Origin of the sequence: Pseudomonas sp. Pseu.R1 (assembly GCF_045764065.1) — a bacterium.
Classification (GTDB): Bacteria; Pseudomonadota; Gammaproteobacteria; order Pseudomonadales; family Pseudomonadaceae; genus Aquipseudomonas.
The window spans coordinates 2,465,120-2,482,662 of record NZ_JBJGEE020000001.1; the positions used below are offsets into that span (position 1 = coordinate 2,465,120).

Sequence of the window (17,543 nt, forward strand, 5' to 3'; positions counted from 1 at the left end):
CCTTACAGGACGGAGATTTACGAGGGGTAATAGAGGAGTTTTGAAAAAAATCGGATCGTTCCTACGGATAAATCCGAAGGAACTCAAAAAGATGAGCTTCGAAGTTAAAGTGATTTGTGAGGTTTAAGATTTTTTCGACATTACGACGAGGGGTTATGCGAGGAAAAAAAGCGGAGGTGGAGAAAAGTGGAGAGTCGATCTGTAAGCCGGGTTCTGTCGAGGACAGTCATTCCTCTACGATGGCCATCACTGGACATCTTTAGCAACCTACCCGGTTCCAGCGCGGGCCACGCCTTGGAACCCTATTTGGTCTTGCTCCGAGTGGGGTTTACCTAGCCACGAACTGTTACCAGCCGTGCGGTGCGCTCTTACCGCACCTTTTCACCCTTACCGGCACCGAAGTGCTTAGGCGGTTGTTTTCTGTGGCACTTTCCGTAGGCTCACGCCCCCCAGGCGTTACCTGGCACTCCGCCCTATGGAGCCCGGACTTTCCTCCCCCCTTCATTGCGGAACAATGAAAGGCAGCGACTGTCCAATCGACTCTCCGCCGCCAAGGTTACTGACTGGTCGGCTCAAGAACAAGCATTAATAAGCCTGTCGTTCATTTAAACGACAGGCTGACGGGCACTGCTCACTCGCCCTTTTGCTTGTCCAGCGCCACCTGATACAGCAGATTCTTGCGCACACCTGTGATCTCGGCCGCCAGCGCCGCCGCACGCTTGAGCGGCATTTCCTCCAGCAACAGGTCCAGCACGCGCCGCGCCTCAGCACCAACCGCGTCGTCTCCTTCAGGCTCACTCCATCCTGCGACCACCACGACGCACTCTCCGCGCTGCTGATTGCTGTCACCCTCGACGAACGCTCGCAGCTCGCCCAAGGGCAACCCCTTCAGGGTTTCGAAGGTTTTGGTCAACTCGCGCCCCAGTACGGCCGGCCTGTCGGCACCGAAGATCGCTTCCATGTCCTGAAGGCATTCCAGGATCCGGTGAGGCGCCTCATAGAAGATAACCGTGCGCGGCTCTTCTCTGAGCAGCTCGAGCCGCGCCTTGCGCCCCACTGATTTAGCCGGAAGAAAACCTTCAAAGATGAAACGATCGGAGGGCAGGCCTGCCGCCGACAGCGCTGCAATCAACGCGCAGGCCCCCGGAACGGGCACGACCTGAATCCCTGCCGCACGAGCCTGACGCACCAGGTGGTAACCCGGATCGGAAATCAATGGCGTGCCTGCATCGGAAATCAGCGCCACATCATCGCCCGCTTGCAGACGCGCAATGAAGCGACTGCCCTCGTCACGTTCGTTGTGCTCGTGGCAGGCCGCCAATGGCGTGGAGATGCCAAAGTGCTGCATGAGTCGTAATGAATGCCGGGTATCTTCGGCCGCAATCAACGAAACCTCGCGCAACACTTTCAACGCGCGCACGCTCATGTCATCCAGGTTGCCAATTGGCGTGGCCACCACATAAAGCGAGCCTGTAGTGGAATTCAAAGCACCCGGAGCAGTCAAAGCGCACACCTCATGATCAGTCAAAGCCTGCATTGTACAGGTTAAGGCGAAACAAACAGGGAGCTTGAAGAATGAAGCAAAGCGTCATGCCTTCACCTTCGAGAACGGGAAAACCACTGACCGAAGCGTCCGATTACGCTTCAGTACGACCAATATCACTGCTTTAACGCCTACAACATCGCGCCCCGGCCAGTGCTTGGGTACAATTCCACGCTTATTTGCTTGAGTACCAGGAACACATACATGATCGCTTGCCTGCGGCTGTTCTCTGCCCTCTGCCTGGCTGCCTTGTTGGCCGCTTGCGCCGGTTCGCCCTCTTCCAGTCTTGGCGAACTGCCTCGCACTCCTGACGCCAGCATCGAGCAGTTGCTCGAACAAGCCGCTGCCGCCAAAACGCCCGACCAGGCCGCCCTCTTGCGCCTGACCGCGGCAGACCTTGCAGCACGCCAGAACAACCCGAGCCGTGCCGCCAGCATTCTTGAACAGGTCCAGATCGACCAACTCAAGACTGACAAGCAGATCTACGCCAATACCCTGTCGGCCGAACTGGCTCTGGGTCGCAGTCAGCCCAAAGCGGCACTGCAGGCGCTCAACCATCCAAGCATGCAGCATCTGGGCGAAATGCCTGTCGATCTGCAAACCCGCGCCTACACCGTTCGCGCCCGCGCCTTCGAGGCCGATGGTCAGACCCTGGCCGCCGCCAGCGAACGCGTTTTCATGGGGCCGTTGCTGCAAGGCGATGCCCTGAGCGCCAACAACGACGCGATCTGGACACTGGTTGCCGCACTCCCGCCTGAACAACTTCAAAGCACCGCCAACGATGACATGGGCGGCTGGCTGAGCTTGGCCCGCGCCGTCAAAGGCGCTGGCACGCTGGAACAACAGCAGGCGGCCATCGACAACTGGAAAGCCCAAAACCCGCAGCACCCAGCCGCGCGTCAACTGCCGACGTCCCTGGCTCAATTGCGCGAACTGAAAAGCCAGCCGCTGACGAAAATTGCCCTGCTGCTGCCACAGGATGGCCCTCTGGCCTCCGTTGCCCGTGCCCTGCGCGACGGCTTCATGGCCGCTCATTACCAAGCGCAACAGGCCGGTCAGAAACCACCTGCCATTGAAGTGTTCGACAGCTCCCGCGTGACGTCGATGGACGCGTTCTACGCCCAAGCCAAAGCGGCTGGCGTGCAAATGGTCGTCGGCCCCCTGGAAAAGCCGCTGGTCAAACAGCTGAGCGCTCACCCGCAATTGCCAATCACGACCCTGGCCCTGAACTACAGCGACTCCAGCGCTCAAGGCCCGGCTGAACTGTTCCAGTTTGGTCTGGCAGCCGAAGACGAAGCCCGCGAAGTGGCCCGTCGCGCCTGGGCGGATGGCAAGCGCAGCGCCGTGGCCATGGTGCCGAAAGGCGAATGGGGCGACCGCGTCCTCGACGCTTTCCGTCAGAGCTGGCAGGCCAAAGGCGGCACCTTCCTGGGTGTCGAGCGCATCGATCAACCGGTGGCACTGGCCCAACAAGTTGCCGACCTGTTCCAACTGCGCAATAGCGAAGGCCGCGCCCAACGCCTGCAAAGCACCACTGGCGCCCAGATGGCCGCCCAGCCGAGCCGTCGTCAGGACGTGGACTTCATGTTCCTGGCGGCCACGCCGCAACAGGCACAGCAGATCAAACCGACCATGGTGTTCCAGTACGCGGGCGATGTGCCGGTCTACGCGACTTCTCATTTGTTCACCAACAGTGGTGATCAAGCGATGTACAACGATCTGGCTGGCGTGCGCTTCTGTGAAACCCCTTGGCTGCTGAACGCGACCGACCCACTGCGCCAGCAAGTGACCAATCAATGGCCACAAGCAGCGGGAAGCCTCGGCCGCCTGTACGCCATGGGCATTGATGCCTATCGCCTGGCGCCGCGCCTCACCCAACTGAAAACCCTGCCTGAAAGCCGTATCGACGGCCTGTCGGGCAGCCTGGCCATCGGTCAGGGTCAGCGCATCGAACGCCAACTGCCTTGGGCGCAATTCGTTGACGGCAAAGTTCAGCGCCTGCCGGACACTGCGCCTTGACCTCAGGCAGTACGCGAAAAACCGCAGGGCAAGAGGCCGAGGCCTACGCCCTGCGACACTTGCTACAACACGGTTTGCAATTGATCACGCAAAACTGGTCGTGCAAACGCGGCGAGCTTGATCTGGTCATGCTCGACGGCGATACAGTAGTATTCGTCGAAGTTCGCTATAGGCGCCACGCCGGATGGGGTGGTGCACTGGAGAGCGTCGATTTTCGCAAGCAGGAAAAACTCATCCTGGCCGCACAATGGTTTCTGCAGAGTGAATTGAAATGGTCTGATTCCCCCTGCCGTTTCGATGTCGTGGCAATCAATGGTGACCCAGGCACTGAGCCTGCGCTGAACTGGCTGCAACATGCGTTCGAAGGCTGATCCCCGATGAATACATGCCGATGCCACGCTCGCCAAAACACCTCATTCACACCGTTTTTTGCTCTTTGCTTTGCGGGCTGCACAGTTTTGTGCCGGGAAGCCGATGACCCGTTTCAGACGCCGACCGACCAGCCGCCCCTATTAAGGTTTTCATAGATGGACATGCAATCCCGAATTCGCCAGCTTTTTCAGGCCAGCATCGATACCAAGCAGCAGGCGATGGACGTTCTTGCACCTTACATCGAGCAAGCCAGTCAGGTGATGGTTGATGCCCTGCTCACGGAGCGCAAGATTCTCGCCTGCGGTAACGGTGGCTCAGCGGGCGATGCTCAGCACTTCTCATCCGAGCTGCTGAACCGCTTCGAACGTGAACGTCCCAGCCTGCCTGCCATCGCGCTGACCACCGACACCTCGACGATCACCTCGATCGCCAACGATTACAGCTACAACGAGATTTTCTCCAAGCAGATTCGCGCACTGGGTCAGCCCGGCGACGTGCTGCTGGCGATTTCGACCAGTGGCAACTCGGCCAACGTCATTCAAGCCATTCAGGCCGCGCACGATCGGGAAATGATTGTAGTGGCCCTGACCGGTCGCGACGGCGGCGACGTCTCATCGCTGCTGCTGCCAGAGGACGTGGAAATCCGCGTTCCAGCCAAAGTCACCGCGCGCATTCAGGAAGTTCACCTGTTGGTGATCCACTGCCTGTGCTATTTGATCGACAGCCAAATTTTCGGGAGTGAAGAATGATATCCACACGTCTCAGCCTGTTGGCCCTGACCCTCTGCCTGGGCATCGGCGGATGCAGCTCGGTGGTCAATGCCAGCCGCGAAGCACCAATCGATGACGATCGTGGCACCCGCACACTGGGCAGCAAGATCGACGACTCTCTGATCGAAACCAAGGTCGCGGTCAACATCGCCAAAGCCAGCCCGGACCTGGACAGCAACTCGCACATCGTCGTGACCAGCTTCAACGGCGTAGTGCTGCTGGCAGGCCAGACACCGCGCGCCGACCTCAAGCAGTTGGCCGAACAGACTGCCAGCCAAGTGCAGAAGGTCAAGAAGGTCAGCAACGAACTGCAAGTGATCGAGCCGTCCTCCTACCTGGCCCGCAGTAACGACTCGTGGCTGACCAGCAAGATCAAGACCGAGATGCTGACTGACAGCGCCATTCCCGGCTCACGCATCAAGGTCGTGACCGAGAACGGTATCGTCTATCTGATGGGCCTGCTGACCCAGGCAGAAGCCAACCGCGCAACCAATCTGGTTCAGGGCGTGTCCGGCGTGCAGAAGATCGTGAAGCTGTTTGAGTACATCGATTAACGAAATAACTGCGAACCTACTCTGTGGGAGCGAATTTATTCGCGAAAGGGCCGGCAGGTCCGATGCATTTCTGTCGAATGTACGAACGCATCGCGAATGAATTCGCTCCCACATGGGATCAACGGCAGGCACAAAAAAGGCGATCCCTCGGGATTGCCTTTTTCGTTACTACGTCATGATCACTTGACCACTTTCAGACTCGGCCGACCGGTCGGGCGCGGTGGCTCGTCATCCGGTGGTGGCAGATCATCATCTTCCACATCCAGATCTTCATCGTCATCCACGGCCGGCTCCAGGTCGAAGACCATGCCCTGACCGTTCTCACGGGCGTAAATCCCCATGACGGCGGCGACAGGCACGTACAGACTGTGCGGCACACCACCAAAGCGTCCTTCGAAGCTCACCGCATCGTTGTCCATGTGCAAATGGCGCACGGCGCTTGGCGAAATGTTGAGAACGATTTGCCCATCATTGGCGAAGCCTTGCGGGACTTGTACCGCCGGATACTCGGCGTTGACCAGAATGTGCGGCGTGCAATCGTTGTCCACGATCCACTCGTACAGAGCACGGATCAGGTAGGGGCGACTGGAGTTCATCGAACGGTTCCTTAAGCCTTAGCGCATGTCTCGTTCGGCAGCAGACAGACTTGCCTGAAATGCCTCACGAGCGAATTGGCGCTCCATATAATCAAGCAGCGGCTTGGCGGGCCGCGGCAACTCGATACCCAGAACCGGCAGGCGCCAGAGTATGGGCAATAGACAGCAGTCGACCAGGCTCTGCTCGTCACTGAGGAAAAATGGCTTTTCCGCAAACAGTGGCGAGACACCGGTCAGACTTTCGCGCAGTTCCTTGCGCGCCTGGGCTCGTACGGCGTCTTTGTTGCGCGAGTCCAGAATGACATCCACCAAAGCGCACCAGTCGCGCTGAATGCGGTGCATCAGCAGACGGCTGTTGGCTCGGGCCACAGGGTAAACCGGCAGTAAAGGCGGATGCGGATAACGCTCATCCAGGTATTCCATGACCACCGTCGACTCGTATAGCGCCAGGTCACGATCGACCAGCGTCGGCACCGTGCCATACGGGTTCGCCTCGCTCAGTTTGGCCGAGTGCTGACCTTCAACGACATCGATGATCTCGGCGCTGACACCTTTCTCGGCGAGCACGATGCGCACGCGGTGGGAATAGTGGTCGGCGGGGTCGGAGTAACAGGCCAACCGATTGGTCACGCCCATGGCGATCCTCCTCGCTTGTTAAATATGCAAAAGCAGAAAAACGAACGCGCCCTGAAGACGCCTCCGGCAACATCCACGATCAGCGGGTGTTCATGCGGGCGACAAGATAGCTCATTTACGCGAAGTAAATTCTGCAATCTTTCGCCCGCAACTATACCCGCTTTGCGTCCATTACCCGAATGAGACTCTACAGAGCGCGTTCCGTCTGCCTCGCCACGACTGCCCCGCTAATGCACGTCCTTCCAATATTCACGCTTGAGCAGATAGGCAAAGATAAACAACACCGCCAGATACAGCAGCACATAGGTGCCGATGCGCTGGTGTTGCAGCTTGACCGGGTTCGCCGAATACGCGAGGAAGGTCACCAGGTTCTTCACCTTCTCGTCGAACTGCTCTTCGGTCAGCGTGCCGGTCTTGGGCACGATGGTCAATTGATCGCAGGCCTCGTGGGTCAGCGGCACACCGGTCAGTGGATCGAACTGTTTCTTGCCGTGCTCGACCCATTGCACCTGCTTGCAGCCGATCACCTGACGCCCCTGAAGCCCGACCAGCACGTTAGGCATGCCGACGTTCGGGAAAACCTTGTTGTTCACCCCCCACGGGCGCGCAGGGTCCTCATAGAACGAGCGCAGATACCCATAGAGCCAGTCCGTGCCTCGTACTCGCGCCACCAGCGTCAGGTCGGGAGGGGCTGCGCCGAACCAGACCTTGGCATCGGCAGGCTGCATGCCAGCGACCATGTGATCACCAATCTTGGCCCCGGTGAACACCAGTTTTTCGAGCATCAGCTCATGAGGAATACCCAAATCATCCGCGACCCGCTCATAGCGCTGGAACTTGGCGCTGTGACAGCCCATGCAGTAGTTGACGAACGTTCTCGCGCCGTCCTGCATCGCCACTTTGTCGGCGACGTCAATGTCGACGCTTTCCAGTTCAGGCCCGCCGTGCTCATCTGCAATCGCCAGCACAGGCAGTGCTGCAAGCAGTAAGACCGCCAATATTCTTTTCATTAGCCCGTCACCCTTTCCGGTACCGGTTTTGTCTTCTCAATGCGCGTGTAGAACGGCATCAGGATGAAGTAGGCGAAATACACGGCCGTACACACCTGCGACAGCAACGCGCGCCCCGGGCTGGGTGGCAGCACACCCAAAATCCCCAGAATCACGAAGGCCACACAAAACAGCAGCAACCAGATTCGGCTGAGCCAACCTTTGTAGCGCATGGATTTGACCGGGCTTCGGTCCAGCCACGGCAGCACGAACAGCACGGCAATCGCCGCCCCCATCGCCATGACCCCCATGAGCTTGTCGGGAATCGCGCGCAGGATCGCGTAGAACGGGGTGAAGTACCAGACCGGTGCAATGTGCTCGGGCGTCTTGAAGGCATTCGCCTGCTCGAAGTTGGGTTTTTCCAGGAAATACCCGCCCATCTCCGGAAAGAAGAAGACAACCGAGCAGAAGATGAACAGGAACACCACGACCCCGACGATATCCTTGACCGTGTAGTACGGATGGAACGCGATACCATCCAGCGGCTTGCCGTTCTCGTCCTTGAGTTTCTTGATGTCGACGCCGTCCGGGTTGTTGGACCCGACTTCGTGCAGCGCCAGTACGTGCAGCACCACCAACCCGAGAATTACGATCGGCAGCGCCACCACATGCAGTGCGAAGAAGCGGTTCAAGGTAATGCCGGAAATCAGGTAATCACCGCGAATCCATTGGGTCAGGTCATTGCCGATGATGGGAATCGCGCCAAATAGGGAGATGATCACCTGCGCGCCCCAGTACGACATCTGCCCCCACGGCAGCAGATACCCCATGAACGCTTCAGCCATCAGCGCCAGGTAAATCAACATACCGAAGATCCACACCAGCTCGCGAGGCTTCTGATACGAGCCGTAGAGCAGTCCGCGGAACATGTGAAGGTAAACGACGATAAAAAACGCCGACGCCCCTGTGGAATGCAACAGACGCAGGATCGAGCCGTACTCCACGTCCCGCATGATGTACTCGACGGACGCGAACGCCTCCTCCGCCGAGGGCGTGTAACTCATGGTCAACCAGACGCCAGTGACGATCTGATTGACCAGCACCAGCAACGCCAGCGAGCCGAAAAAATAGAAGAAGTTGAAATTCTTGGGGGCGTAATACTTGCTGAGATGATCTTCCCACATGGAAGTGGCAGGGAAGCGCGCATCGATCCAGTCCATGAACTTGCTCATTACGCTTTCTCCTGATCGACACCAATGACGATGATTGAGTCCGACTCGTAGGAATGCGGCGGCACTGGCAAATTCAGAGGTGCTGGTTGCGCCTTGTAGACGCGCCCGGCCAGGTCGTAATGGGAGCCGTGACAAGGACAGAAGTACCCACCCACCCAGTCTTTACCCAAATCAGCGGGGGCAACTTCAGGGCGGAACGTGGGCGAACAACCCAGATGCGTACAAATGCCGATCAACAGCAACATCTCGGGTTTGATTGATCGAACCACCGGATCGACGTAGGTCGGTTGAGTAGAGTTCTTGGACTCTGGGTCGGAGAGCTGAGCGGTGATCTTGCCCAGATTGGTGAGGATTTCCGGCGTACGATGGACGATGAAGACCGGCTGACCGCGCCACTCGGCGATCATCTGCTGGCCTGGCTCGATTTTGCTGATATTGACCTTAACGGGTGCACCAGCCGCTTTGGCCTTGGCACTGGGAAACCATGACCCCACGAACGGGACCGCAGCCCCGACCGCCCCTGCAGCGCCCACCACAGATGTGGCGGCGACGAGGAAGCGACGCCGGCCTGCATTCACGCCGTCATTGCTCATTCCTTCCTCTCCCATCAGCTTTTAGAAACCTGCTTGGTCAGGCTTCCCTTCGTATTATTTTTTAGCTGTCGATGCATCTGCCAAAGGCAATCAGAGCGCTCCTTGATCCATCAAGGGGACTGCCATTTGGCGAAAACCGGGAGGCCTTATAGATCGGGGCATCCACCGATGATTCGTGTCGTCATCACCCATAATAGACGCCCATAAAAAAACGCCCAGTTCCGTGAGGAAACTGAGCGTTCTTTTTGAACGAAAGCGAATTAACGCTTCGAGTACTGCGGACGCTTACGCGCTTTACGCAGACCGACCTTCTTACGTTCAACTTCGCGAGCGTCGCGAGTGACGTAGCCTGCTTTACGCAGAGCGCTGCGCAGGGTTTCGTCGTAGGACATCAGAGCGCGAGTGATACCGTGGCGGATTGCGCCAGCTTGACCACTCACACCACCGCCGATAACGGTGACGTAGATGTCGAATTTTTCAACGGTCTCGGTCAGTTCCAGCGGCTGACGAACTACCATGCGTGCAGTTTCGCGGCCGAAGAACGTGTCCAGGGAGCGGTTGTTGATGGAGATGTTACCGGTGCCCGGACGCAGGAAAACGCGTGCGGTTGCGGTCTTGCGACGGCCAGTGCCGTAATTTTGAGTCGCCGACATAATGAACTATTCCGTTAAAACTTCAGTTCTTGGGGCTGCTGAGCAGTATGAGGGTGAGCAGCGCCCGCATAGACTTTCAGCTTACGATACATGTCGCGACCCAGCGGGTTCTTAGGCAGCATGCCTTTGACCGCGGTCTCGATCACGCGCTCAGGAGCTTTGGCGATCAGCTTTTCAAAGTTGATCGACTTGATCCCGCCCGGGAAACCGGAGTGAGAGTAGTAGATCTTGTCGGAGGTCTTGGCGCCAGTAACACGGATTTGCTCAGCGTTGATCACGACGATGTAGTCGCCAGTGTCGACGTGCGGAGTATATTCCGGCTTGTGTTTGCCACGCAGACGGCTCGCGATTTCAGTGGCCAAACGACCCAGGGTCTGGCCAGCAGCGTCGACGACGTACCAGTCGCGCTTTACTGTTTCCGGTTTAGCGGTAAAAGTTTTCATTCTTTATAGCCTCAAAGGCCGCCCTGAAAAATAGACGGCGGAGCATACTCGTTAGTACGGTCTTTGACAAGTCAAAGGCCGCCGGGCACGAACGCTATAGGGGGCTCGGGTCAGCGCGTTCGATCGCAGCGGTGTCTTGTATCGCGGGGCATCACTCCCACGACGAAGAGCTGCGGAATTATCCAGATTGCGAAAAAAATTTCAACCTGCTTTTATGGGTCTTTTGATCGGGAGAGCTGTATGGATTACCGCCAACTGGGCAGAACAGACCTCAATGTCAGCGCCATCTGTCTCGGCACCATGACCTGGGGCGAGCAGAACACCGAGTCCGAAGCCTTCGCCCAGATCGAACGCGCCAAGGCAGCGGGCATCAATTTCATGGATACCGCCGAGATGTATCCAGTCCCGCCGAAGAAAGACACCTACGCCGCCACCGAAACCATCATTGGCAACTGGTTCAAGAAAAGCGGCGACCGCGCCGACTGGATTCTCGCCAGCAAGATCGCCGGTCCCGGCAACGGCATCGACTATATCCGCGACGCCCAACTGAAATTCAACCGCGATCACATCGTTGCCGCCGTGGACGCCAGCCTCAAGCGCCTGCAAACCGATTACATCGACCTGTATCAACTGCACTGGCCGGAACGCAGCACCAACTTCTTCGGCAAACTGGGTTATACCCACAGTGACGAACAATTCACGCCACTGCTGGAAACCCTTGAAGCGCTGAACGAACAGGTCAAGGCAGGCAAGATTCGCCACGTCGGCCTGTCCAACGAAAGCGCCTGGGGCACGATGAAATACCTGGCCGAATCAGAGACTCACGGCCTGGTGCGCCCGGTGTCGATCCAGAACCCGTACAACCTGCTGAACCGCAGTTTTGAGGTGGGTTTGGCGGAAGTCGCCATTCGCGAACAGTGCGGCCTGTTGGCGTACTCGCCGATGGCGTTCGGGTTGCTGTCAGGCAAATACGCCAACGGCGCTCGCCCACCGAAAGGCCGTCTGAGCCTGTACAGCCGTTTCACCCGCTACTTCAACCCGCAGTCGGAAGCGGCCTGCGCCCGCTATGTGGCACTGGCCCGAGAACACGGCCTGGACCCGGCGCAAATGGCGCTGGCGTTCGTCACCAGCCGCGCGTTCGTGACCAGTAACATCATTGGCGCCACGACGCTTGAGCAACTGGACAGCAACCTGGCCAGCGCTGAGCTGGTGCTGTCCGAGGAAGTGCTGGCGGGGATCGAGGCGATTCACAAGGATCAGCCCAATCCTGCTCCGTAACGCATACCTCTTGTAGGAGTGAGCTTGCTCGCGATTGCGGTGTGTCATTCACCAATGCGGCGTCTGAATTGATGCTATCGCGAGCAAGCTCACGCCTACAGGGTCCATGTCCGGCTCAGAGTGAGCGCGCAATGATCTCCTTCATAATCTCGTTAGTCCCCGCATAAATCCGCTGCACCCGTGCATCCGCCCAGGCCCGTGCAATCGGGTATTCCCACATGAAGCCGTAGCCACCATGCAGTTGCACGCATTCGTCGAGCACCTTGCATTGCAGGTCAGTGGCCCAGTATTTGGCCATCGCCGCCGTCGGCACATCCAGCTTGCCCTCCAGATGCAACTCCAGACAGCGATCGACAAACACCCGTCCGATCTGCACTTCGGTAGCGATCTCCGCCAGCTTGAACCGGGTGTTCTGAAAATCGGCGATCGCCTGCCCAAACGCCTTGCGTTCGCGGGTGTAGTCCAGCGTCCATTGCAACGCAGCTTCAGCCGACGCAATGGCGCCAATGGCGACGGTCAATCGCTCTTGCGGCAATTCCTGCATCAAATAGGCGAAGCCCATGCCCGCCTGCCCCAACAGATTCTCCTTCGGCACACGGACGTCCTGAAAAAACAATTCGGAGGTGTCTTGCGCCTTCATCCCGACCTTTTCCAGACGCTTGCCCTTCTCGAAGCCCGGCGTGCCCGCCTCCACCAGAAACAGGCTTGTGCCTTTGGCGCCTGCTTTGGGGTCGGTTTTGGCGACCACGATCACCAGCTCCGCGAGAAAGCCGTTGGTGATGAAGGTTTTCGAGCCATTGATGACGTACTCATCCCCGTCCAGCACGGCCGTGGTCTTCACCCCCTGGAGGTCCGAGCCCGCCCCCGGCTCGGTCATCGCAATGGCCGTGACCAATTCACCCGATACCATCTTCGGCAGGTACTTCTGCTTCAGGGCTTCGCTGCCGTAATGCAGGATATAGGGCGCGACGATGTCCGAGTGCAGCGAAAAACCGATACCGGTCAGGCCCAGCCGATAAATCTCTTCGATCACCGCCGTGGTGTAGAGGAAGTCCGCCGCCATGCCACCGTAGGCTTCAGGCAGATGCGAACACAACATGCCCTGCTCGCCCGCACGGTTCCACAGCGTGCGATCAACATGCCCCTGCTTTTCCCACGCAGCATGAAAAGGCGCGGCCTCCTGTTCGAGAAACTTGCGAACACTGTCACGGAAAAGCTCGTGTTCCGGGCTGAAAAGAGTTCTTGGGAGCATGGGACACCTTGTCGTGAGGGATCGTCGGACATCGTTGCGAACAGAGCGTATTCCGAGGGATTTAACGACGACACTGGACACATCCGACAAAAAATAAGACGATCACGCCGTTGCTTGACCACTTTCCCTTATAAGAACAACAGATTATGTCTACTCAACACACCGTGCCGTTGCGGCGCGTCAGCATCCTTGCGATCGATGGAATTTTCGCTTCCACCCTGACCCAGGCCAAGGACTTCTTCCATCTGGCCAGCCTGCGCTACGGCAAACAGCTGGGCCACGGCCTAAAAGCCGCCTTTGAAACCCGACTGGTCAGCCCAGATGGCCAGCAGGTGCGCAGTTTCAGTGAAGTCATGTTGCCGGTCGATGGCGCGCTGGAAAACGCCGATATCATCATCCTCCCTGCCTTCGTCGATAACTTCGACACCTTGCGCGCCCGCTATCCGCAAATCCTGCCGTGGCTGCGCGAGCAGCACGCCCGAGGCGCCGTGTTGTGCGGCGAAGCCAGCGGCGTGTTCTGGCTGGCGGAAGCAGGCTTGCTCGACGGCAAGGAGGCCACCACCTACTGGCGCTTCTTCAACGACTTCGCTGAACGCTTCCCCAACGTGCTGCTCAATCAGGAAAAGCACCTGACCGACGCTGACAATCTGTATTGCGCAGGCGGGACGATCTCAGCCTGTGACTTGTACATCTACTTGATCGAACGCTTCTGCGGCGCCAACGTGGCGCAGACCGTGGCGCGGGACATTTTGTATGAAGTGCAACGCAGCTACTCGCCAGGCCGTATGGGCTTCGGCGGGCAGAAACTGCACCAGGACGTGATCATTCTGCAGATTCAGCATTGGCTCGAAGAGCACTTCGCTGACAAGTTTCGCTTTGAGGATGTGGCGCGGGAGCACGGCATGAGCATTCGCAACTTCATGCGCCGCTTTCAGACGGCCACGGGGGACAAGCCGCTGCATTACCTGCAACGCTTGCGTATCGAGACCGCCAAAGGACTGCTGTCGGGGTCCCGCAAGAGCATCAAGACCATCAGTTACGAAGTCGGCTACGACGACGCGAGCTTCTTTGCCCGCCTGTTCCGCCAGCACACAGAATTGTCGCCGAACCAGTATCGGCAGCAGTTCCAGCAGGCCGCCTGAAATGAAAAACGCCCCGCTACAATTCGGGGCGTTTTCATTAGCTGCCTGACACTACAGCGATCCTGTGGGAGCCGGCTTGCTGGCGAAAGGTCGAGTCAGCCGACACGATATCGACTGACAATTCGTCTTCGCCAGCATGCCGGCTCCCACAATGATCAGCGCGTTACGGCTTGTGCGCGCGAGACAGGAACTCGTGGGACTGCATTTCCAGCAACCGGCTCAAGGTGCGCTGGAATTCGAAGTTCAGGCGACCACCGGAATACAGATCCTTCAACTCGACCTCCGCCGAGATGATCAGCTTCACGTTACGGTCGTAGAACTCGTCGACCATGTTGATGAAACGACGGGCGATGTCGTCGGTGGTGACACTCATCTGCTCCACGCCGCTGAGCAGCACAGCGTGGAAAATCTTGCCCAATTCGATGTAGTCGTTCTGGCTACGCGGGCCATCGCATAGCTCGCGGAATTCGAACCACGCCACGTCGTCACAGGTGCGCAACGCCTTGATCGGACGATTCTCGATCATCAGCACGTCGTTTTCGGTGGCCTTGGTGCATTCCGGCGTCAGGGCACGGAAGCTCTGGCGCAGGCTTTCGTGGGCTGCTTCGTTCAACGGGAAGTGGAACAGCTCGGCTTGCTCCAGATGGCGCAGCCGATAGTCCACGCCGCTGTCGACGTTGACGATGTCGGTGTTCTGTTTGATCAGCGCAATCGCTGGCAGGAAGCGCGCGCGTTGCAGGCCGTCTTTATACAGGCCGTCCGGCACGATGTTCGAGGTTGCGACAAGCGTCACGCCGTTCTTGAACAGCTCTTCCATCAGCGTGCCCAGGATCATGGCGTCGGTGATGTCGGACACGAAGAATTCGTCGAAGCAGATCACTCGGGCTTCCTGAGCGAAGCGCTTGGCGATCGCCTTCAACGGGTCTTTCTCACCTTTGAGGGTCTTCATTTCCTCATGCACGCGCTTCATGAAACGGTGGAAGTGCGTGCGCATCTTGTCTTCGAACGGCAGCGCTTCGAAGAAGGTATCGACCAGATAGGTCTTGCCACGGCCTACCCCGCCCCAGAAATACAGGCCCTTGACCACCGAGACCTCTTTCTTGCCGAACAGCTTGCCGAACAGGCCTGGCTTGCTCTCATGGGCCGCGATCAGATCGTCGTACAGACGCTGCAGATGACGCACAGCGTTTTCCTGAGCGGCGTCATGGAAGAACTCGGGTTTCTTAAGGTCGTTCTGGTAGCTTTCTAGAGGCGTCATAATTTCGTTAGCGAGGTAACAAAAACGGGCCGCCACTGTAGCGATGGCCCGTTGTAATGGCAATTAATCCTGTTGTGGCGACAAGGCCAGCTTCAGGGCTTCGATAGCAGCGTCACGGGCCGCCGTGTCGGCGAACGCCGGGCTGTCTGCCACACAGGCGCCGCCCAGCCAGACCGTGAATGCCTCGCCTTCCGAACGAATGTCCAGCGCGCCGCCTTGCTGCAACTGTTTGGTCACGGCCCCGGCCGCCTTGCCGTCGGCAAAAGTGCGCGACAACAGCAGTTGCTCACCGTCCGCCGCCAGCAGGCGGAAGCGGAAGCTGCCGTCGTCCTCGCGGAAGCTGACGAAGCGCGCACCCTTGGCGGCTTTTTTCTTGGTGGCGGCGACGGCTTGTGTGGTCTCGCGGAAGGAGCGCAGCCCCACCGCCTCCCGCAACTCGCCCAGGAACGGCGTGGCGATACGACGGGCTTTTTGCGCACCGGTCAGCAGAATGTCCTCCAGATCGGCCGGACGTTCAATCAGACGATGGTAGTTCTCGCGGGCTTCACCCAATTCGCTGTCCAGCAGTTGGAACAGACGCTGTTTAGCATCGCCCCAGCCCAGGCCTTGCAGAAGGTCCGCGCGGAACTCGTCGCTCTGCGCTTTGGTGGCGAACGCCTGATACAGAGTGAACAGGTGCGAGTTGTCCGGATCTTTCGCTTCGCCCGGCAGACGCGAATCGGTGACGATGCGCGAAATCGCGTCCTTCATCTCCCTGGCGCTGCTGAACAGCGGGATCGTGTTGTCGTAGCTCTTCGACATCTTGCGACCGTCGAGGCCCGGCAGGGTCGCCACGCTCTCCTCGATCAACGCTTCGGGCATGACGAAAAATTCCTTGCCCTGACCGAACAAGTGGTTGAAGCGCTGGCCAATGTCACGGGCCATTTCGACGTGCTGAATCTGGTCACGACCGACCGGCACTTGGTGAGCGTTGAACATCAGAATGTCCGCCGCCATCAGCACCGGGTAGCTGAACAGGCCCATGGTCACGCCCGCATCCGGGTCTTCACCGGCTTCGACGTTCTTGTCCACCGACGCCTTGTAGGCATGGGCGCGATTGAGCAGGCCCTTGCCCGCAACGCAAGTCAGCAGCCAGGTCAGCTCAGGAATTTCCGGGATGTCAGACTGGCGATAGAAAGTGACGCGGTCTACGTCCAGACCGGCAGCCAGCCAGGTCGCGGCGATTTCCAGACGCGAACGCTGAATGCGCAACGGGTCATCGCACTTGATCAGCGCATGATAGTCGGCCAGGAAGTAGAACGAATCGGCGTCGCTCTGGCGGCTGGCGACGATGGCCGGGCGAATGGCACCGGCATAGTTGCCCAAATGGGGCGTACCGGTGGTGGTGATACCGGTCAGGATACGAGTGGTCATGGCGGGTCGCTTATTCTGGGTACGGCGATCGATTCAAAGGCGCGGCACGACCAGATCCTTGAGATCGGTCAGCTTGCCGTGAAAAAAGTGTCCGCATTCTGCCACTTTCAGCAGCTCATGGGGGCGCGAGAGTGCGTCAGACCAGGCATATACCCGTTGTGGGTCCACCACTTCGTCGGTTTCTGGCTGGATCAGGGTCAGCGGGCCGTTTTGTGGCAGTGCGCTCGGGTCTGCGATGCGCATCACTGCCGGTGCAACCATGAACAGGTGACTCAGGGTTTCGCCCTTGGCTTCAAGACGTCCGCCGAGTGTCGCAGCCACGAAACCACCGAATGAGAAGCCGAACAGCGTCATCGGCAGATCCGGGTGTTTGTCACGCAGCCAGGCAGCCGCCGCTTCGGCATCATCGACCTCGCCCTGCCCCATGTCCGAACTGCCCGCACTTTCACCAACGCCCCGGTAATTGAAACGCAACGTGATGTATCCTGCGTCCCGCGCGGTACGTTGCAGGGTCGAGATGACTTTATTGAGCATCGTGCCGCCCTGAACCGGGTTAGGATGGCAGATCAGCGCCAGGCCCTTGGCCCCTTCCAGGTCAAGGTACAGGGCTTCGAGTTGGCCCACCGGGCCGTCGATGAATACAGGGGTTTCACGCATGAGCAAGAATGAACTCCGTGACCTTCAATTGGGTCGACTCGTCTAGCTGATTGTCTGTGGCTGGCATGTCGGCGACGCGTCGCCGCTATACAGCGCAGGTTCGAGCCGTTAACGTAAAGCAAAGCCGTTTATAGAGGAAGGAC

At 58.5% G+C, this 17,543-nt stretch carries 18 protein-coding genes and 1 other RNA gene; 6 read left to right on the forward strand and 13 right to left on the reverse strand.

Annotated features, from left to right (window positions below):
* Positions 1-186 precede the first annotated feature (186 nt).
* Positions 187-544: RNase P RNA component class A (gene rnpB, locus ACI5GA_RS11310), an RNA gene on the reverse strand.
* An 87-nt stretch (positions 545-631) separates the two neighbouring features.
* Positions 632-1,537 carry a 16S rRNA (cytidine(1402)-2'-O)-methyltransferase gene (gene rsmI / locus ACI5GA_RS11315; RefSeq protein ID WP_421422803.1) on the reverse strand — a complete coding sequence of 302 codons (906 nt, stop codon included), beginning with the start codon at positions 1,535-1,537 and terminating at the stop codon, positions 632-634.
* A 210-nt stretch (positions 1,538-1,747) separates the two neighbouring features.
* On the opposite strand from rsmI, the gene ACI5GA_RS11320 reads away from it, so the two are divergent.
* From ACI5GA_RS11320 to ACI5GA_RS11335, 4 genes are all read left to right on the forward strand, one after another.
* Positions 1,748-3,562 (forward strand): penicillin-binding protein activator, encoded by a 1,815-nt coding sequence (locus ACI5GA_RS11320; protein ID WP_404635744.1) that lies wholly within the window; start codon positions 1,748-1,750, stop codon positions 3,560-3,562.
* Entirely contained in the window at positions 3,559-3,933 is a 375-nt protein-coding gene (locus ACI5GA_RS11325) for a YraN family protein (RefSeq protein ID WP_404635742.1), read from the forward strand. Before ACI5GA_RS11320 ends, ACI5GA_RS11325 begins: the two co-directional genes overlap by 4 nt.
* 156 nt (positions 3,934-4,089) lie before the next feature.
* Positions 4,090-4,683, forward strand: a complete 594-nt coding sequence (locus tag ACI5GA_RS11330) for a phosphoheptose isomerase (protein ID WP_404635740.1) — start codon at positions 4,090-4,092, stop codon at positions 4,681-4,683.
* Complete coding sequence (locus ACI5GA_RS11335) at positions 4,680-5,258, forward strand: BON domain-containing protein (protein ID WP_421422804.1); 579 nt, start codon at positions 4,680-4,682, stop codon at positions 5,256-5,258. The genes ACI5GA_RS11330 and ACI5GA_RS11335 overlap by 4 nt, the downstream gene beginning before the upstream one ends.
* Positions 5,259-5,437: 179 nt before the next feature.
* On the opposite strand, the gene ACI5GA_RS11340 is transcribed toward ACI5GA_RS11335, so the two are convergent.
* The 7 genes from ACI5GA_RS11340 to rplM all read right to left on the reverse strand — a co-directional run bounded on the left by ACI5GA_RS11340 (position 5,438) and on the right by rplM (position 10,400).
* On the reverse strand, positions 5,438-5,854 hold the full coding sequence (locus tag ACI5GA_RS11340; protein WP_421422805.1) for a ClpXP protease specificity-enhancing factor: 417 nt from the start codon (positions 5,852-5,854) through the stop codon (positions 5,438-5,440).
* Positions 5,855-5,872: 18 nt separating this feature from the next.
* Positions 5,873-6,490 carry a glutathione S-transferase N-terminal domain-containing protein gene (locus tag ACI5GA_RS11345; RefSeq protein ID WP_421422806.1) on the reverse strand — a complete coding sequence of 206 codons (618 nt, stop codon included), beginning with the start codon at positions 6,488-6,490 and terminating at the stop codon, positions 5,873-5,875.
* Between the two features lie 227 nt (positions 6,491-6,717).
* Positions 6,718-7,500, reverse strand: a complete 783-nt coding sequence (locus tag ACI5GA_RS11350) for a cytochrome c1 (protein ID WP_404635732.1) — start codon at positions 7,498-7,500, stop codon at positions 6,718-6,720.
* Complete coding sequence (locus tag ACI5GA_RS11355; protein ID WP_421422807.1) at positions 7,500-8,711, reverse strand: cytochrome b; 1,212 nt, start codon at positions 8,709-8,711, stop codon at positions 7,500-7,502. The genes ACI5GA_RS11350 and ACI5GA_RS11355 overlap by 1 nt, the downstream gene beginning before the upstream one ends.
* Positions 8,711-9,304 carry a ubiquinol-cytochrome c reductase iron-sulfur subunit gene (petA, locus tag ACI5GA_RS11360; RefSeq protein ID WP_404635728.1) on the reverse strand — a complete coding sequence of 198 codons (594 nt, stop codon included), beginning with the start codon at positions 9,302-9,304 and terminating at the stop codon, positions 8,711-8,713. The genes ACI5GA_RS11355 and petA overlap by 1 nt, the downstream gene beginning before the upstream one ends.
* Positions 9,305-9,564: 260 nt before the next feature.
* Positions 9,565-9,957, reverse strand: coding sequence for a 30S ribosomal protein S9 (rpsI, locus tag ACI5GA_RS11365; RefSeq protein ID WP_108236899.1), 393 nt, complete (start codon positions 9,955-9,957; stop codon positions 9,565-9,567).
* A 14-nt stretch (positions 9,958-9,971) separates the two neighbouring features.
* Positions 9,972-10,400, reverse strand: coding sequence for a 50S ribosomal protein L13 (rplM, locus tag ACI5GA_RS11370; RefSeq protein WP_108236898.1), 429 nt, complete (start codon positions 10,398-10,400; stop codon positions 9,972-9,974).
* A 240-nt stretch (positions 10,401-10,640) separates the two neighbouring features.
* Here rplM and ACI5GA_RS11375 point away from each other — a divergent pair, with 240 nt between their 5' ends.
* Positions 10,641-11,678: an NADP(H)-dependent aldo-keto reductase gene (locus ACI5GA_RS11375; RefSeq protein ID WP_404633594.1), complete on the forward strand. Its 1,038-nt coding sequence runs from the start codon at positions 10,641-10,643 to the stop codon at positions 11,676-11,678.
* A gap of 115 nt (positions 11,679-11,793) precedes the next feature.
* On the opposite strand, the gene ACI5GA_RS11380 is transcribed toward ACI5GA_RS11375, so the two are convergent.
* A complete protein-coding gene (locus tag ACI5GA_RS11380; protein WP_421422808.1) occupies positions 11,794-12,930 on the reverse strand; it encodes an acyl-CoA dehydrogenase family protein in 1,137 nt (378 codons plus the stop codon).
* A 245-nt stretch (positions 12,931-13,175) separates the two neighbouring features.
* Between ACI5GA_RS11380 and ACI5GA_RS11385 the strand changes: the two genes are divergently transcribed.
* Positions 13,176-14,072: a GlxA family transcriptional regulator gene (locus tag ACI5GA_RS11385; RefSeq protein WP_421425470.1), complete on the forward strand. Its 897-nt coding sequence runs from the start codon at positions 13,176-13,178 to the stop codon at positions 14,070-14,072.
* Between the two features lie 163 nt (positions 14,073-14,235).
* On the opposite strand, the gene zapE is transcribed toward ACI5GA_RS11385, so the two are convergent.
* From zapE to ACI5GA_RS11400, 3 genes are all read right to left on the reverse strand, one after another.
* Positions 14,236-15,330, reverse strand: coding sequence for a cell division protein ZapE (zapE, locus tag ACI5GA_RS11390; protein ID WP_404633598.1), 1,095 nt, complete (start codon positions 15,328-15,330; stop codon positions 14,236-14,238).
* 63 nt (positions 15,331-15,393) lie between these two features.
* A complete protein-coding gene (locus tag ACI5GA_RS11395) occupies positions 15,394-16,743 on the reverse strand; it encodes a tryptophan--tRNA ligase (protein WP_421422809.1) in 1,350 nt (449 codons plus the stop codon).
* 33 nt (positions 16,744-16,776) lie between these two features.
* Positions 16,777-17,400, reverse strand: coding sequence for an alpha/beta hydrolase (locus ACI5GA_RS11400; protein ID WP_404634336.1), 624 nt, complete (start codon positions 17,398-17,400; stop codon positions 16,777-16,779).
* Between the last annotated feature and the right edge of the window lie 143 nt (positions 17,401-17,543).

What these genes read in the sequence shown, in the direction of transcription:
- zapE (WP_404633598.1), bottom strand. Translation starts at nt 15,330, where the DNA reads ATGACGCCTCTAGAAAGCTACCAGAACGACCTTAAGAAACCCGAGTTC.
- ACI5GA_RS11375 (WP_404633594.1), top strand. Translation starts at nt 10,641, where the DNA reads ATGGATTACCGCCAACTGGGCAGAACAGACCTCAATGTCAGCGCCATC.
- ACI5GA_RS11335 (WP_421422804.1), top strand. Translation starts at nt 4,680, where the DNA reads ATGATATCCACACGTCTCAGCCTGTTGGCCCTGACCCTCTGCCTGGGC.
- ACI5GA_RS11395 (WP_421422809.1), bottom strand. Translation starts at nt 16,743, where the DNA reads ATGACCACTCGTATCCTGACCGGTATCACCACCACCGGTACGCCCCAT.
- ACI5GA_RS11380 (WP_421422808.1), bottom strand. Translation starts at nt 12,930, where the DNA reads ATGCTCCCAAGAACTCTTTTCAGCCCGGAACACGAGCTTTTCCGTGAC.
- rplM (WP_108236898.1), bottom strand. Translation starts at nt 10,400, where the DNA reads ATGAAAACTTTTACCGCTAAACCGGAAACAGTAAAGCGCGACTGGTAC.
- ACI5GA_RS11345 (WP_421422806.1), bottom strand. Translation starts at nt 6,490, where the DNA reads ATGGGCGTGACCAATCGGTTGGCCTGTTACTCCGACCCCGCCGACCAC.
- ACI5GA_RS11350 (WP_404635732.1), bottom strand. Translation starts at nt 7,500, where the DNA reads ATGAAAAGAATATTGGCGGTCTTACTGCTTGCAGCACTGCCTGTGCTG.
- ACI5GA_RS11340 (WP_421422805.1), bottom strand. Translation starts at nt 5,854, where the DNA reads ATGAACTCCAGTCGCCCCTACCTGATCCGTGCTCTGTACGAGTGGATC.
- rsmI (WP_421422803.1), bottom strand. Translation starts at nt 1,537, where the DNA reads ATGCAGGCTTTGACTGATCATGAGGTGTGCGCTTTGACTGCTCCGGGT.
- ACI5GA_RS11330 (WP_404635740.1), top strand. Translation starts at nt 4,090, where the DNA reads ATGGACATGCAATCCCGAATTCGCCAGCTTTTTCAGGCCAGCATCGAT.
- petA (WP_404635728.1), bottom strand. Translation starts at nt 9,304, where the DNA reads ATGAGCAATGACGGCGTGAATGCAGGCCGGCGTCGCTTCCTCGTCGCC.
- ACI5GA_RS11355 (WP_421422807.1), bottom strand. Translation starts at nt 8,711, where the DNA reads ATGAGCAAGTTCATGGACTGGATCGATGCGCGCTTCCCTGCCACTTCC.
- rpsI (WP_108236899.1), bottom strand. Translation starts at nt 9,957, where the DNA reads ATGTCGGCGACTCAAAATTACGGCACTGGCCGTCGCAAGACCGCAACC.
- ACI5GA_RS11320 (WP_404635744.1), top strand. Translation starts at nt 1,748, where the DNA reads ATGATCGCTTGCCTGCGGCTGTTCTCTGCCCTCTGCCTGGCTGCCTTG.
- ACI5GA_RS11400 (WP_404634336.1), bottom strand. Translation starts at nt 17,400, where the DNA reads ATGCGTGAAACCCCTGTATTCATCGACGGCCCGGTGGGCCAACTCGAA.